At 68.0% G+C, this 14,998-nt stretch carries 17 protein-coding genes; 6 read left to right on the top strand and 11 right to left on the bottom strand.

Features of this window, described 5'->3' with window-relative positions; translation table 11 throughout:
• Window positions 1-3: 3 nt before the first annotated feature.
• Together N1F91_RS19900 and N1F91_RS19905 are read right to left on the bottom strand one after the other, a co-directional pair.
• Complete coding sequence (locus N1F91_RS19900) at window positions 4-780, bottom strand: ABC transporter ATP-binding protein (RefSeq protein ID WP_289994866.1); 777 nt, start codon at window positions 778-780, stop codon at window positions 4-6.
• 4 nt (window positions 781-784) lie between these two features.
• On the bottom strand, window positions 785-1,780 hold the full coding sequence (locus N1F91_RS19905; protein WP_289994867.1) for an ABC transporter substrate-binding protein: 996 nt from the start codon (window positions 1,778-1,780) through the stop codon (window positions 785-787).
• 410 nt (window positions 1,781-2,190) lie between these two features.
• On the opposite strand from N1F91_RS19905, the gene N1F91_RS19910 reads away from it, so the two are divergent.
• The 4 genes from N1F91_RS19910 to N1F91_RS19925 all read left to right on the top strand — a co-directional run bounded on the left by N1F91_RS19910 (window position 2,191) and on the right by N1F91_RS19925 (window position 6,029).
• Window positions 2,191-2,682, top strand: coding sequence for a nucleoside deaminase (locus N1F91_RS19910; protein ID WP_289994868.1), 492 nt, complete (start codon window positions 2,191-2,193; stop codon window positions 2,680-2,682).
• A 100-nt stretch (window positions 2,683-2,782) separates the two neighbouring features.
• The gene (locus N1F91_RS19915) at window positions 2,783-4,297 is read left to right on the top strand and encodes a PAS domain-containing protein (RefSeq protein ID WP_289994869.1); all 1,515 of its coding nucleotides are present in this window, start codon (window positions 2,783-2,785) and stop codon (window positions 4,295-4,297) included.
• A gap of 108 nt (window positions 4,298-4,405) precedes the next feature.
• Window positions 4,406-5,116, top strand: a complete 711-nt coding sequence (locus N1F91_RS19920; RefSeq protein WP_289994872.1) for a DUF930 domain-containing protein — start codon at window positions 4,406-4,408, stop codon at window positions 5,114-5,116.
• A gap of 34 nt (window positions 5,117-5,150) precedes the next feature.
• Window positions 5,151-6,029, top strand: a complete 879-nt coding sequence (locus N1F91_RS19925) for an aldose 1-epimerase family protein (protein WP_289994873.1) — start codon at window positions 5,151-5,153, stop codon at window positions 6,027-6,029.
• Between the two features lie 98 nt (window positions 6,030-6,127).
• Here the strand turns inward: N1F91_RS19925 and N1F91_RS19930 are convergent, their stop codons facing one another.
• The 9 genes from N1F91_RS19930 to N1F91_RS19970 form a co-directional block, all read right to left on the bottom strand.
• Window positions 6,128-6,586, bottom strand: a complete 459-nt coding sequence (locus N1F91_RS19930; protein ID WP_289994874.1) for a metallophosphoesterase family protein — start codon at window positions 6,584-6,586, stop codon at window positions 6,128-6,130.
• Complete coding sequence (locus tag N1F91_RS19935; RefSeq protein ID WP_289994876.1) at window positions 6,586-7,224, bottom strand: alpha/beta family hydrolase; 639 nt, start codon at window positions 7,222-7,224, stop codon at window positions 6,586-6,588. The genes N1F91_RS19930 and N1F91_RS19935 overlap by 1 nt, the downstream gene beginning before the upstream one ends.
• Before the next feature lie 60 nt (window positions 7,225-7,284).
• A complete protein-coding gene (locus tag N1F91_RS19940) occupies window positions 7,285-7,827 on the bottom strand; it encodes a VOC family protein (RefSeq protein WP_289994877.1) in 543 nt (180 codons plus the stop codon).
• A 107-nt stretch (window positions 7,828-7,934) separates the two neighbouring features.
• A complete protein-coding gene (locus tag N1F91_RS19945; protein ID WP_289994879.1) occupies window positions 7,935-9,290 on the bottom strand; it encodes a TonB family protein in 1,356 nt (451 codons plus the stop codon).
• Window positions 9,287-9,694 carry a biopolymer transporter ExbD gene (locus N1F91_RS19950; protein WP_289994881.1) on the bottom strand — a complete coding sequence of 136 codons (408 nt, stop codon included), beginning with the start codon at window positions 9,692-9,694 and terminating at the stop codon, window positions 9,287-9,289. The genes N1F91_RS19945 and N1F91_RS19950 overlap by 4 nt, the downstream gene beginning before the upstream one ends.
• 4 nt (window positions 9,695-9,698) lie before the next feature.
• The gene (locus tag N1F91_RS19955; protein WP_289994882.1) at window positions 9,699-10,085 is read right to left on the bottom strand and encodes a biopolymer transporter ExbD; all 387 of its coding nucleotides are present in this window, start codon (window positions 10,083-10,085) and stop codon (window positions 9,699-9,701) included.
• On the bottom strand, window positions 10,075-10,782 hold the full coding sequence (locus N1F91_RS19960; RefSeq protein ID WP_289994883.1) for a MotA/TolQ/ExbB proton channel family protein: 708 nt from the start codon (window positions 10,780-10,782) through the stop codon (window positions 10,075-10,077). Before N1F91_RS19960 ends, N1F91_RS19955 begins: the two co-directional genes overlap by 11 nt.
• A gap of 67 nt (window positions 10,783-10,849) precedes the next feature.
• Complete coding sequence (locus N1F91_RS19965; protein WP_289994885.1) at window positions 10,850-11,296, bottom strand: hypothetical protein; 447 nt, start codon at window positions 11,294-11,296, stop codon at window positions 10,850-10,852.
• A 1-nt stretch (window position 11,297) separates the two neighbouring features.
• Window positions 11,298-13,478 carry a TonB-dependent hemoglobin/transferrin/lactoferrin family receptor gene (locus N1F91_RS19970; RefSeq protein ID WP_289994886.1) on the bottom strand — a complete coding sequence of 727 codons (2,181 nt, stop codon included), beginning with the start codon at window positions 13,476-13,478 and terminating at the stop codon, window positions 11,298-11,300.
• Window positions 13,479-13,689: 211 nt separating this feature from the next.
• Between N1F91_RS19970 and hemP the strand changes: the two genes are divergently transcribed.
• Window positions 13,690-13,923, top strand: coding sequence for a hemin uptake protein HemP (gene hemP / locus N1F91_RS19975; RefSeq protein ID WP_187968797.1), 234 nt, complete (start codon window positions 13,690-13,692; stop codon window positions 13,921-13,923).
• A gap of 8 nt (window positions 13,924-13,931) precedes the next feature.
• Window positions 13,932-14,996: a ChuX/HutX family heme-like substrate-binding protein gene (locus tag N1F91_RS19980; protein ID WP_289994889.1), complete on the top strand. Its 1,065-nt coding sequence runs from the start codon at window positions 13,932-13,934 to the stop codon at window positions 14,994-14,996.
• Window positions 14,997-14,998: the final 2 nt, after the last annotated feature.

Below are 14,998 nucleotides of genomic sequence, written 5' to 3' on the forward strand. Positions count from 1 at the left end.
GCTTCAGGCGGCGCGCTTGAGGAGGAGACCGCGGAGGTGTCCGACATAGTCATGCATGGCCTTCTGGTTGCTGGTCTCGATGCCGCGCGGGCGCGGCAGGTCGATGACGAGGTTCTCGACGATGTGGCCGGGGCGTTCGCTCATGACGAGCACGCGGTCGGCGAGCAGCACCGCCTCGCTGATCGAATGGGTGATGAACATCACGGTCTTGGGCTGCGCTTCCCAGATGCGCAGGAGTTCGAAGCCCATCTCCTCGCGCGTCAGGGCGTCGAGCGCCGAGAAGGGCTCGTCCATCAGGAGGATGTCGGGGTTCATGAACAGCGCCCGGGCGATGCCGACGCGCTGCTGCATGCCGCCGGAGAGTTCGGCCGGCAGGCGCGCCTCGAAGCCGGCCAGCCCCACCTTCTCGATGATGATGCGGGCATTGGCCCGGTCCTCCGGGGTGACGCGGCCGGTCTTGTGGCGGACCGGGAAGACGACGTTGTCCTCGACATTGGCCCAGGGCAGCAGCGTCGGCTTCTGGAAGACGATGCCGATGTCGTCGCGCGGTTCGGCGACGGGCAGGCCGAAGACCGAGACGACGCCGCTGGTCGGGCGGATGAGGCCGGAGGTGAGCCGCAGCAAGGTGGACTTGCCGCAGCCCGAGGGACCGAGGACCGCCACGAATTCGTGGCGGCCGATGGACAAGTCGACGCCGCGCAGTGCCTCCAGCGCGCCCGACGCGGTGCGGAAGACCTGGCCGACGTCGGAGAATTCGATGGCGGGCTGCGCGGCGGTCATGGCGTCAGTTCCCGGGCATGAAGCTGCGGTCGACGATCGTCTCGGGATCGAGCTTGGCCGGATCGAGGCCCTGTGCCGCCGAGACGCGTTCCCAGGTCGCGGCGAGACGGCTGGATTCCAGAGCGCCGAGACCGTCCTTGTCGGTGACCTCGTTGAAGACGAGCACGCTGGCGTCCTTCCAGGAGCCCTCGACGTTCTCGACCGACAGTTCCGGCACGATCGCCGCCACGGCCTCGGCCGCCTCGCGCGGGTTCGCCTTGGCGAATTCGACCGACTTCTTGAAGGCGGCGATGAAGCGCCTGGCGACGTCCGGCCGCTCGGTCAGGAACTTGTCGGAGGCGAGCAGCGATGCGGAATAGAGCTCGAGGCCGGCGGCCGACCACGGCAGGATGGTGAGTTCCTTGCCCGCTTCCTTCGCCTGGCCCGTGTAGCGGGCGACGTCGGTGAGCCAGGCGATGATGACGTCGGTGCCGCCGGTCATCAGCATCGGGCCGAGCGCGCCGGGATCCGTCTTGGTCAGGGTGATGTCGGCTTCGGTCAGGCCGATGTCGGCGAGCACCAGCGGCAGATAGATGTTGGATTCGGTGAAGGGCGAGGTGGCGACGGTCTTGCCCTTGACGTCCTCGATCGTCTCCATCGTGCCCTTGATGGTGTAGAAGGCATGCGGACCCTTGTTGAAGATCGAGAAGACGGCCGTGACCGGCACGCCTTCGCCGGCCTTGGCGGCCATCAGCGCGCCGATGCCGGCCGAGCCGATGTCGGAGACGCCGGTGGCCATCTTGGTGATCGCCTCGGACGAGCCGCGGCCGCCCTCGATGGTGACGTCAAGGCCTGCGTCGGCGCAGAAGCCCTTCTGGATGCAGACGTAGATCGGCGCCTTGTCGCCGCCGGGCAGCCAGTCGAGCTGGTAGACGACCTTGTCGGCCGCCTGGGCGGCGGTGACCGCGGCCGTCGCGGCAAAAACGCCGCCGAGCAGAGTACGAGCGATGGATTTCAGCATTCCGGGATTCCCCTGTTGAAGAGATGGAGTGCCGACGCGACGGCTCCCCGCCCGGGACGAGCGGACGGCGGACGTGGTTCGGGTCGCGTTTCGGCAGGCAGAGTCAGAAGCGGCATGTCATGCCCTTGGCCAGCAAGATCATCGGTGCCGAGCAATGTCCCGGGCCTTTCCGCCCTGACCGCTTCTACTCGTCCCACACCATGCATGAGCCGTGCCAGTTTCCGGGACGACGGATCCGCCGGGACTCGAGGGTCCGCTATCGGGGGGGAGTGCCGCCGCGTTGTGCAGGCGACGGTGATGGCTGATCAAGAAATGAGCATGCAAGATGATGTGCCTAATGCATGTTCATGCCGGTCTTGCCTGGGCGGCCGGGCGGCGTTAGGACTGGCGGGAACAGAGGGGATTTTCGCATGCCGACAAGCGCAGACCGGGATATCGAACTGCTTCGCCGCACGATCGTGCTGGCGACCGAATCGCGCGGGCGCGGGGACCATCCCTTCGCCGCCCTGCTGGCCGATGCCGACGGCAACGTGCTGCTGGAGGCGATGAACACCTGCGGCACGAAGGGCGACCGCACGGGCCACGCCGAACGCAATCTGATGACGGAGGCGTCGCTGAAGTTCAGCGCCGAGTACCTGGCGGACTGCACCATGTACACGAGCGCGGAACCCTGCGCGATGTGCGCGGGTTCGGTCTACTGGGCGGGTGTGGGGCGCGTGGTGCACGGGATGAGCGAGAAGGCGCTGAAGGACCTGATCGGCCCCGATCCGGAGAACCTGACGATGGACCTGCCCTGCCGTACCATCTTCGACGCCGGACAACGCAGGGTCGAAGTGGTGGGGCCGCTGCTTTCGGACGAATCGGCTGTGGTGCACGACGGTTTCTGGACGCCTGCGCGCTGACGTCGGCGCCGGCGTCACCGCCGATGCAACATATTCGCGAAGTTGACGTTTCGTCAGCATGGACCCGCTCGCGAGACGGGTCTAATGTCGTTGCTCATCATTGCCGGACTTCTGGAGACGCAGCCTGTTTCGAAATGCCGATCTCCATGCGCTGGATCTTGGAGCCCTGTTCAACGCCTCGCCGAATGCCTACGTCATCTTCGACGAAGCGCTGACGATCGTCGGCTGCAACGAGTCCTACCTGAAGGTCGTCGGCCGCGCGGCCAGTCATGAGATCGTCGGGCACTACCTGTTCGACGCGTTCCCCAGTTCCACCGACAGCGCCAGCTACCGCCTGCTGCGCCGCTCCCTCGACCGGGTGCTGGCGACGCACGAGCAGGATCACATCGCGGTCATTCCCTACGATACCTCGGAGCCGGGCGAGCCGCCCAACATGCGCTACTGGAGCGCGACGCACACGCCGATCTTCGATCGCGACGGCACGTTCCGCTACATCCTCCAGCATACGGTCGACGTCTCCGAGCTGCAGCGGCTGCGCGAACGCGGGGCGCACGAGCTGTTCGTGGAAGCCGGCGTGCTGCATCGCGCGCGCCAGGTGCAGGCAGCGAACCAGGCGATCGACGCCGAGCGCGAACTGCTGCGCGACATGTTCAAGCAGGCGCCGGGCTTCATCGGCATCCTGGCCGGTCCGGCGCATACCTTCCTTCTGGCCAACGACGCCTATCGCAGCCTCGTGGGCGGCCGGGAACTCGTCGGGCTGACCGTCGCGCAGGCGCTGCCCGAGGTGGTGGGACAGGGCTTCATCGACCTGCTGGACCAGGTCTATGCCTCGGGCGAAGCCTATATCGGCAAGCAGGTGCCGGTGATGCTGCGGCAACTCGGCGATGCGGTGCCGGTGAAGCACCATATCGACTTCATCTACCAGCCGATCCTGAGCGAGGATGGCGACGTGAGCGGCATCTTCGTCCAGGGTCACGACGTGTCGGACCAGGTGGAGGCCGAGCGCCTGCAGTCGCTGCGCCACCGCGAGCTCGGCCACCGGCTGAAAAACCAGTTGGCCATGGTCCAGGCGATCGTCAACCAGACGATACGGGGTTCGAACGACATCGCCACCGCCGGCGCGACGATCGCCGGGCGGCTGCAGGCCCTGTCGCGCGCGCATGAGAGCCTCGTCACCGGGACGACCGGCCTGACATCGGTGCGGGAGATCGTGCGGATGACCGCCGAGATCCACGAGCACGGACAGCTCCAGCGCTTCCGCATCGAGGGGCCGGACGTCGAGATCGCCTCGCGCCCGGCGCTGTCGCTGTCGCTGATCCTGCACGAGCTGACCACCAACGCGGTGAAGTATGGCGCGCTGTCGAGCGAAAACGGCCGCGTCCACGTTGCATGGGACGTGTCGGGCGCCGAGGACGCTCGACGCTTCACGCTCTCCTGGCGGGAGACCGGAGGGCCGACGGTCTCGCCGCCGTCGCGCAGCGGGGCGGGGACGCGGCTGATCCGGGCCGGCCTTGCCGGAACCGTCAGCAGCGCCGTGACCGTCGACTTCGAGGCGGCGGGAATCCTGTGCCGCATCGAGGCCGACTTCACCAGCATGGGCGAGGAGCCCGACTAGCGAAGGCCGCGTTCTTCGGGCTTCGCCGCATCCTCGCCAAGATCGTTTCCAAGAACGGGATTGCACGCGGCGCGTCGCCGGGGGGCGACGGGAATGCCCGGAGGTTGCATGGCCGGGATGCCGATCGACGTGGAGAGGGTGAGGCTGGCCGGAGATCCCGATGAAGGGATGCCGCCCTGGCGCGTCCTCCTGGTTTCGCTCGCGCTTCATCTCATCGTGCTGTCATTCGCGATGCTTCTCGGACCCGAACGGCGACTTCCGCCTTCCGCGGAGCAGACGGTGAGCGTCGAGATCCTGGTCGAGGCGCCGCCGGCGCCGCCGGCGGCAAGCAAGGCGCAAGCTGAAGGCGAGCCTGTCGCGGCGCCCGAGGCGGCGTCCGAGCCGCCGCAGGCTTCGCAGGGCCGAGCGGCACAGGATGGCGCGATGGTGCGTGCGAGAACCATGCTCGCGGCCCGCGCGCTCGCCGATCCGCGCAGCCGGGAGGCGCTGCACGAATGGCGCCGGCTCTATCCGGACGAACGGATCATCCAGCTGTGCAACCTGGAGGCCATGGAGCAGGTCCATGCCTGGAAGCCGGCGTTCGAGCCCGATTTCGTCGTCGCCTACGCGATGGGCGACATCGCGCTGACCGGCTTCACCCTGGTGGCCGACGGCGCGGCGCTGCGCGACCATCAGGCCTGGTACAACATGCGCTACCGGTGCGAGGTCGCCGCCGACATGGAGGCGGTGGTGGCGTTCGAGTTCGTGCTGGGCGAGGCGATCCCGGAAAGCGAATGGGCAGAGCACTATCTTGCGGCCGACGACGGTCCGGCGGATTGATGGCGGCGACGACGGCGCAGGGATGGACGGAGCGATGCGGATCGAACTTGCAGATGGCGACAGCCGGGCGGTGATCGCCCGGCGCGGCGCGGAACTGGTGCACTGGTCGGTCGGCGGATGGCCGCTGACATGGGCGCCCGACTCCGCGGTGTGGCCGTCGGTGAGCCCGATCCTGTTTCCGGTGGTGGGCTGGGCGCGGGGCGGGACGGTGCGGATCGACGGACAGGCCTATCCGATGCCGGTGCACGGCTTTGCGGCTGGGCTCGACTTCGAGATCGTCGACCATGACCGGCGTCAGGCGGTGCTTAGGCTCTGCGAGAGTGCGGCGACGGCCGTCCACTACCCCTTCCGGTTCGGCCTCACGCTGCACTACCGGCTGGAGGGACCGTCGCTTGCGGTGGACTTCGCCGTCGAGAACCGGGACGGCCGCGCCATGCCCTATGCGCTCGGCATCCACCCCGGCTTCCGATGGCCGCTCTCGGGAGATGAGCGTGAGGGTCATTCGATCACGTTCGAAGCCGCCGAGGAGCCTTCCGTGCCGGTGATCGCGCCGGGCGGGATGTTTTCGGAGGAGCGCCGGCCGGTCCCGCTCGACGGGGGGCGGCTGGCGCTGACGGATGCCGTGCTGGCGCAGGAGGCGCTGTGCTTCCTTAGTGTCGGCAGCCGGAGCCTGCGCTACGGCGCGCCGGACGGATCGCGACTGCGCGTCGATTGGGAGGATTTCGCGCATTGCGCGATCTGGTCTCGGCCGCCCGCACCCTTCGTCTCGATCGAGAGCTGGACCGGCCATGGCGATCCGGTCGGCTTCTCGGGCGAGCTTGCCGACAAGCCGTCGATGCGGTTGCTCGGGCCGGGCGAAATCCGGCGGCACGCGGTGCGCTACGGCTTCGAGGCGCCGGTGGGCGAAGCCTAAAGCGTGTCGCGATCTTTCAGATTCGCTCCGCACGCTTCAGGTCGTTGTTTTCGCGCATTTTTCACCCGAAACCGGTGCCCACTTTCGGGAGACATGTTTTAGTCGACCAGCGTCACGAAGCTCGGCGACAGCGGCGTCGCGGCGAGGTCGAGGAGCGCCAGCGTCACCGGCAGCTGGAAGCGGCGCGGGCCGCAGCTTCCGGGGTTGAGATGGAGGACGCCTGCCAGCTTCTCGGCGCCGGGGCGGTGCGAATGGCCCGACACGACGAGGTCGACGCCGTCGGCGGCGGGGTCGCCGGCCAGCGCCTTGCGGTCGTGCAGCATCAGGATGCGGCGGCCGGCGAGGGTCAGGCGGACGGTTTCCGGGTAGACCTGCGCCCAGCCCTGGGTGTCGATATTGCCGCGGATAGCGGTGACCGGGGCGATCGTGCCGAGGGTCGGCACGATGTCCGGGCGTCCGATGTCGCCCGCGTGCAGGATGTGCTCGACGCCCGCCAGGGCGGCAAGGACTTCGGGCCGCAGGAGCCCGTGGGTATCGGAGAGGATCCCGATCCGCATCAGGCCGTGATCCGGCCGATCCATTGGGCGGCCGTCCGGGCCATCGTGTCCAGATGATCGGCGGCGGTGAAGCCGGAGACCGACTTGCGCGGCTTCAGGTCGTGGTCCCCGTCCTCCAGCCAGAGCATCTCGATCGACGATGACAGGCGGTAGGCTGCGACCTCCTCGCGCGTGCCGAAGGGATCGCGCGTGCCCTGGCAGATCAGGGCCGGCGTCGCCATCCCTTCCAGATGGGCGGTGCGCAGCCTGTCGGGCTGGCCGGGCGGATGGAAAGGGTAGCCGAGGCAGAGCAGGCCGGCGATGCGCCCTGCGGCGAAGACCTCGTCGGCGAGCATGGATGCGACGCGTCCGCCCATCGATTTGCCGCCGATCACCAGCGGCCCGGCAGTCGCCAGCGCCTCGATCGCCGCGCGGTATTCGGGCAGCAGGGTCTCGGCGCGGGGCGGCGGCTTGCGCGCGCCGCTGCGCCGTGCGGCCATGTAGGCGAACTCGAAGCGCGCGACCCGCAGGCCGGCTCCGGCCAGGGCCTTCGCGATGGCGCTCATGGCCGGCGCATCCATCGGCGCGCCCGCGCCGTGCGCGAGAAGCACGGTCGCCGCTGCGCCGTCCGGGCCGTCGAGGATGAAATCGGTCGCCATGTGCGCCTCCGTTCCCGGAAGGCTAGAGGCGCGGCGACCGCGGCGCAACCGCAGGAGCGGTCAGACGCTCGCGAGTTCCTTGGCGTGCAGCCAGTCGGCGTGGCGCGGCGCCTTTTTCGTGCGGCTCCACTCTTCCAGCATGTCCCACTTGACGGCGTCGAGCCGCTTGATCAGGGCCTCTTCCTGCGGGTCCGGGCAGGCGAGTTCGATGCGGTGGCCGCTCGGGTCGAAGAAGTAGATCGAGTGGAAGATCGAGTGGTCGGTGACGCCGAGCACGTCGACGCCGTTCTTCTCCAGGTGCTCCTTGTAGGCGACGAGTTCGTCGCGATCCTTGACCTTGAAGGCGATGTGCTGGACCCATTTCGGGGTGTTCTCGTCGCGGCCCATCTCCGGCTTCGTCGGCAGCTCGAAGAAGGCGAGCACGTTGCCGTTTCCGGCATCGAGGAAGACGTGCATGTAGGGGTCTGGCTCGTGGGTGGAGGGGACGTGATCCTCGGCGATGGCCAGCACGAAGCCCATGCCGAGCATCTTCGTGTACCAGTCGACCGTCTGCCTGGCGTCGCGGCAGCGGTAGGCGACGTGATGAATTCCGGCGAGTTTCATGGCATGTCCTCCAATTGGTTGCGACTGTAACTAATTGGAGGCGCACAGGCCGGCCTTGATCCAGATCAAACCTGCGCACCAGGATCGGCCGGGACGGCGGATGCGGATCAGCGCGCCAGGCCGAGCGGTACGGAGAAGGACCAGCTGTTCCGGCCGGCGCCGGTCGGGATCGGCGGAAACGGCGCGGCGCGGCGCACCGAGGCGAGCGCGGCCTGGTCGAGGTCCGGCGAGCCGGAACTCTGGCTGATGCGGACCGAGCCCAGCCCGCCATCGGCGGTGACGACGAAGGAGACGTGCACGTCGCGTTGGGCGCCGCGACGGGCGCCGCGCGAAACCGACCGCACGGCGCGGCGCAGCTTCGAGGTGACCTGGCCGGGATAGTTGGAAACGGCGGCATTGCCGGCCTGGCCGCCGCCCTGTCCGGTGCCGCCGGCGGCTGCATTGCCGCGCTCGCTGCCGTCGGCCTGGCCGCGGCGCGAATCGCGGTCCTGCTTGCCGCCGGAGCCAGTGGGGCGCTGGCGCGCGGGCTTCCGCTGCGCGCGCGGTTCCTCGACCACGGGCCGGACGACGGCCTCGCGGACGACCGGCGGTTCGGGCACCACCGGTGGCTCGGGACGGGCGGTCGGCAGCGGAACGTCCTCCGGCAACGGAATCTCGTCCACGGCATCGACCGTCTCGACGGGTTCCTCCGGCTCGAGCGCCTCCGCCACCGGCGGAACGACCGCCAGCGCGGTCTCGATCTCGGGTGCCGGCTTCGGCTCGACCTGCGGCTCGGCGACGTCCGGTTCGACGGCCTGAAGGGTCTCGGGTTCGGCCTGCACCGGTTCATCCACCGGTTCGACCGGGCGGGCCTCCGTGGCGCGCGGGGTTTCCGCCGGTGTCGTCTCGGGTTCGACCGGCACCGCTTCGGCCACGGGCTCAACCTCCTCGACCTCGTTCTCCGGGACAATCGCTGCCGCTGCCGCTGCGGCGACGTCGACGGGTTCCGCGGTCTCGGCCGGTTCGACCGCCTGGGCCGGCAGGTTCACCTGGGCAGGCAGGGTCTCGTCCGGCTCGATCGCCTCGACGATGGGCGAAGGCGCGGCCTGCACGGGTTCGGCCGTGACGGCCTCTGCCGGCGACGGCGGCTCGACGGTCTCGACGGCGGGCGCTTCCACCGCTTCGGCGGCGGGCGGCGGCTGCACGGGTTCGGCCATCGCCGTCTGCGTCGGCGCAACCGGTCGTTCGGACGGCTGCGGCTCGAGCGGCTCTGCGACGTCCTGAACCGGCGGGGCGACGTCCGGCTCGATGTCCTCGCCCGCCGAGATGGCGTCCTCCATGGAGCCGAGGAGCGCGATCTCCATCGAGGCCGAGCCTGCGATCTGGATCTCGTCCGGCTTCTCGCGGAGCAGCCAGGCGGCCGCGCCGGCATGCAGCACGCCGGACACAAGAATGGCGGTCGCCCATTTCAGGCTGCGTCTCATGGCATCGTCCGTTCGGTGACGACGGTGATCCGGGTGGCGCCGGCGTCGCGCAGTTCGCCGACGATGGCGATCAGCCGCTCGGCCGGCAGGTCGCGGTCGGCCGCGATCTTCACCGTCACCGGGTCTTCCGGAAGCAGCAGTTCCTTCTGGCGGACGGCGGCGACGTAGCCGGGCGCGGTCACCTCGTCGCCGCGCGAGCGCATGATGCCGTCGGCGGTGACGAAGAGCGCGTCCGGCGGCTCGGCCTGCTCGGATTGCAGCGTCGAGATCAGCGTCACGTCCTTGTCGAGCGGCGGTGTCAGGGTGCCGGCGATCAGGAAGAAGATCAGCATCAGGAAGACCACGTTGATCAGCGTGATCGTGCTTTCCTGCGGGTTGCGCTTCGGGGGGCGGGCCAAGTGCATCGGTTCACCTCGCGACCTGGAGATTGAGGCGCGTGGCGCCGCGGATCGCCTCGACCGCGCCGACGAGCGCCTGCGAGGTCAGCCCTTCGCGCACGAGAATGACGGCCGACGCCGCACCCGCATCCTGCAGCCGGGTCAGCTCGGCAAGCGCCGCGTCGCGCGGCAGGCGCAGGCCGTTGACCGACCATTCCTCGTCGACGAGGCGGATGATCACGTCGGGTACGCCGCCCGACGCACCCTGGCCGGCGCGGCCGCCGGTGATCTCGACTTCGGCGAACTTGGCGAAGGTCGAGGTGAGCATGAAGAAGAGCAGGAGCAGGAAGATCACGTCGATGAGCGACGTGACCGAGATGGGCCTGCGCCTGCGCCCGGTTGCGGCGTCAATGCGCATGGGCCGGTGCCGCCATCATCGGCGCGGACGGCTGGGCGTTGCCGGAGGCGGCGCGAAGGTCGCCCATCGCCGTCTGGGAAAAGAAGCTGGTGGCGGTGGTCTCGATCGCCACGCGCTCGTTCTCGACGCGGGTCTCGAACCAGGTGAGCACGAGCGAGACCGGCATGGCGACGGCGAGACCGGCCGCCGTGGTGAGCAGCGCGACCCAGATGCCGCCGGCGAGGATCGACGGATCGACGGCGCTACCGGCGCCCTGAAGCTGGCGGAAGGCCTCGATCATGCCGAGCACGGTGCCGAAAAGGCCGAGCAGCGGCGCGATCTGGGCGATGGCGTCGAGCGCGCGGAAGCCGCGCTGGAGGTCGTGCAGGCGCCCGAGCGCCACGCGCCCGACCTCTTCCTCGACGATCTGCCGGGGAAGATTGCGGCCCATCGACAGCCGCATGGCGGTGGCGAGGGCGGCGCCGACCACGGACCGGTCCTCTTCCGCCACGCGCCGCGCCTCGACCGCATTGCCGTGCACCCAGAGATACATGGCGCGCTCGGACCGGCCGTGGAAGCCGACGCGCTCGCGCCAGAACTGCACGAGCTTGAGGAGGATCAGCGCGAGCGCGATCACCGACAGCACGAGGAGGATGACGACGACGGGGCCGCCCAGCGCCAGGAGGTCGCGCATCTGCTGGATCATGTCATCGGTCATGGCGTGGTTTCCGTCGCTCGTCCGTTCAGGGGATTGCGACCGCGCCAGGTCGGCGCGGTCGATGCGGTCAGCTGCCGAAGGAGATGTCCGACTTCGTCTCGGCCTTCAGGTTGCGGATGCAGTCCGAGGGCTCGACGCCCTCGCCCTCGCAGGCCACCGCATCGTTGACCAGCACGCGGCCGATGCCGGCGCAGTCGGCGTTCGGCAGGTCGAACTGGCGCACCTTGGTCTTGCCGGAAGGCAGGTCCTTGAAGTCCAGAACGGTGAGGCGGTCGACGAGACCGGCCTGGTTGAACAGGACGATCTCGAAGGCGGCGCGGTCGAGCGCCGCGCCGAGGCCGTTCTCGACCACGAAGGTCAGGCGGCAGCCTGCCGTGGACGGCTCCAGCCCGTTGAACTCGAGCCGGAGCGAGGGGGCGGACGCCGGCTCCTGGGCCAGTGCCGCCCCGCCCGCCGGCAGCGACACCGCCAGGAACGCGGCCAGAATGCGTCGGGATACCGCTGCCGTGGTCATCTTACCATCCGATCTGCTTGGCGAGGGAGAGCTTGAACGTCCGGCCGATGGCGCGGTCGTTGTTCAGGAACTCCTTGTAGTCCTGGTCGAAGAGGTTATCGACGCCGGCATTCAGCTCCCAACCCTTGAGCTGGCCGTCCTCCGGCTTCCAGGCGAGGAAGACGTCGTGGATGTCGAAGGCCGTCGAGTAGCGGGTCGAGGTGGTGTTGGGCGCCGGCAAAGGTCCATCGGAGTTGCGGACCGAATCCTGCGGTCCGGCGACGATGCGCGCTCGCCAGCCGATCTTCAGGCCGTGCTGCGGCAGCTTGCCGCCGAGCGTGAGGGCCAGTTCGTGCGGCGCGATGGTGTCGAGATATGAATCGTCGCTCTTGTCCTTCCCTACGACGTAGGAATAGGCGGCGTTGGCGAAGACGTAGTCGCTGTCGTAGGCGGACTCGATCTCGAAGCCGTAGATTTCCGCCTGGTCGATATTGACGTAGCCTTCGCGGTTGTTGTTGCCGGAGACGAAGGGCGAGTCGAGTTTGATCAGGTCGGTCACGTCGTTGTAGAAGCCGGTGACCTTGATCTGAGCGGCATCGCCCGCCTGGACCAGATCATACCCCGACAGAGCGAAACCGGCCTCGAAGTTGTTCGACTTTTCCTTCTCGAGGCTCAGGCTCGGCAGGAACGTCGCCGATGAACTGGTGGTCGAGAACACCTCGTCGATGGTCGGGAAACGCTCGGTGTGGGCGATCGAGCCGAAGATGGCGATGGTGTCGTTGAACTTGTAGTGCGCCGCGATCTTCGGCGAGATGGCGGTGTCGTCGGAATCGCCCGGAACGTTGCCGTTGTAATCCACCACGCCGTCGCCCGGCGACAGCCGGTGCCAGTCGAGCCGGATGCCGGGGATGAGCGTCAGCTTCTCGTTCCAGATGAACTCGTTCTGGACGAAGACGCCGGTCTTGAGATCGGTGCCCTCGGGGTGGAACCTGACTGGCAGCAGGTCGCCGTTGTTGAGCCAGGCTTCGGCGACGCGCGACTGGTAGGTGGTCTGCGAGCCGAAGGTCAGGTAGTTCTCCCAGTTCGCGCCGCTCCACTCCATGGTGTTCTGGGCGTTGAACTGCCAGGTGTCGTAGGCGTAGTCGGAATCGCAGACGATCGCGAAGGATCCGGCCGAGCAGGAGGAGCGCAGGTCGGCGTTGCGCTGCTCGTTGCTGGTGCTGGAGTAGGAGGCCGAGACCTTCAAGTCCAGCATGTCGTTGTCGGAGAAAGGGTTCTCGTAGGAGAGGATCGCCGTCTGGTCGATGACATGGCGGTCGACCAGGCCGAAGAACGAGGCGGTGCTGGTCTGCGACAGCTGCTGGTCGTCGAGGTTCGAGTTCCAGCGCTGGTAGGAGGCGCTCATCCTGCCTTCGTCGCCGACGTCGAAGGTGCTCTTGATCAGGCCGGACCAGGCCTCGAAGTTCGAGCCGACGACCTCGTTTCCGGCTCCGTCCTCATAGGTGTCGGCCTGGCGGTAGTTGCCGGTGATCAGCAGGTCGGCGCCGTTGGCGAAGCGCTGCGCAAAGGTGGAAGAGGACAGCCAGGAATTGCCATTGCTGCTCCAGCTCGACTTCAGCCGCACGGCTGTCGTCTCTCCCTCGGCGATGAAGTCGGACGCGTCCTTGGTCTCGAAATTGATCACGCCGCCGAGCGCGCCCGACCCGTAGAGGGTGGACGAGGCCGGGCCGCGCAGGACCTCGACGCGCTTGTAGAGTTCGGGATCGGAGAAGAACGAACCGAGGCGGTACTGCTCGTAGAATTTCTGCACGCCGTCGACATTGATGATGATGCGTCCGCCGTCACCGGCGTTCTCCGGGGCACCGATGCCGCGGATGTTGAAGCTCTGGCCGAGCAGGCGGTCTGAGCCAGTCACGTTGACGCCGGGGATCGAGCGCATCACGTCGCCGATGGTCTGCGGCTGCAACTGGTCGATGTCTTCCTGCTCGACCACGGTGACGGACTGCGGCGTGTCGATCGCCACCTTCTCGACGCCCGCGCCGAGAATCAGGCGCTGCAGCGCGGTGACGCGTTCCTGCTTCTGTGCGGTCGTCTCGACCGGCGCATCCGTGTTGTCCTGTGCATATGCGATGCCGACCGTGGCGGCGGCGCACAGTGCGGCGCTCCCCAGCAGTCTCGTTGCGTTCCGGCTCAGCAGCCCCATACCCCATACTCCTGGTTGTTCGGATTCACGCTGGCTGGCCCCTGGCTTGCTCGCTTGTCATATCCGGTCGAATGCGAGAAATATGAGTCACGCACTCCGGTATTGCGTTCCGTATTAAACCTGATAATAGCTGTCAAGAAATCAATCGTGCTTTCCGACACGCCCAGCCAGCCCGACGGCGAGCCAGGTGCGAACAGAGGTCCCGTCAGCCATGACCCGACACTTCAATCGTGCCGACTTCACCGATCGCCGTGAGCGGGCGCCCTATGCCGCGCCGCACGACCAGGACCGCCAGCAGCGCACCTACGAGGCCGCGCGGCCGCAGGTGCGCACCCTGACCAGCCAGTCGCTGTTTCTGGGCGAGCACGAGATCGGGATCGAGCACCACGGCGCCTTCTACCGTCTCAAGATCACCCGCCAGGGCAAGCTCATCCTCAACAAGTAGGTGTCTGAATGACCTCGACGACCACCAAGCCCTCTCCGGCCGAGATCCGCCGTGCGCGCACGGACAATCCGAAAGCGCGGGAGCGCGACGTGGCCAAGCAACTCGGCATCTCGGAGGCCGATCTCGTCGCCGCGTCCTGCGGTGCCGGGGTGCGGCGCATCCGTGCCGACGTCGACGCCTTCCTCACGGGCGCGCCGGCGCTCGGCGAGGTGATGGCGCTGACGCGCAACGAGAGCGCGGTGCACGAGAAGATCGGGGCCTACGAGAAGCCGGTGCTGGGCAAGCATGCGTCGATGGTGCTGGGATCGCAGATCGACCTGCGGATCTTCCCGCGCGACTGGGTGCATGGTTTCGCCGTGGAGAAGGGCGAGGGCGCGGACATCAAGCGCAGCCTGCAGTTTTTCGACGCCGCAGGCGAGGCGGTGCACAAGCTGCACCTGCGCGACGCCTCCAACGTCGAGGCCTACGAGACGCTCGTGGCGTCGATGCTGATGGAAGATCAGTCCGACGCGGTCGAGGTGGCCGCGAAGCCGGTGAAGATCGCCGACAACGACGACGCGGCCCGGCCGCATGCCGACGACCTGCGCGACCGGTGGAGCCGAATGACCGACGTGCACCAGTTCGTCAGCATCCTGCGCGACCTGAAGCTGTCGCGCCGGCAGGCGGTGGAACTGGTCGGGCCGGAATTCGCCTGGCGCATCGACGACGAGGCGGTGCCGGCGATGATGCGGCTTGCCGCCAACGAGGCGCTGCCGATCATGTGCTTCGTGGGCAATGGCGGCTGCATCCAGATCCACTCCGGACCGATCGCCGAGATCAAGCCGATGGGGCCGTGGATCAACGTGCTCGACCCGACCTTCCACCTGCACCTGCGGACCGACCGCATCACGGACGTGTGGGCCGTACGGAAGCCGAACGTCGACGGGCACGTCTCGTCGATCGAGGCCTATGGCGCCGACGGCTCGATGATCATCCAGTTCTTCGGCCAGCGGAAGGAAGGATCGGACGAGCGGCGCGAATGGCGCGGCATCGTCGAGGGCCTGCCGCGCGTCCAGCAGTCGTCCGCAGCCTGAGG

Origin of the sequence: Aquibium sp. ELW1220, assembly GCF_030398385.1 — a bacterium.
GTDB lineage: Bacteria > Pseudomonadota > Alphaproteobacteria > Rhizobiales > Rhizobiaceae > Aquibium.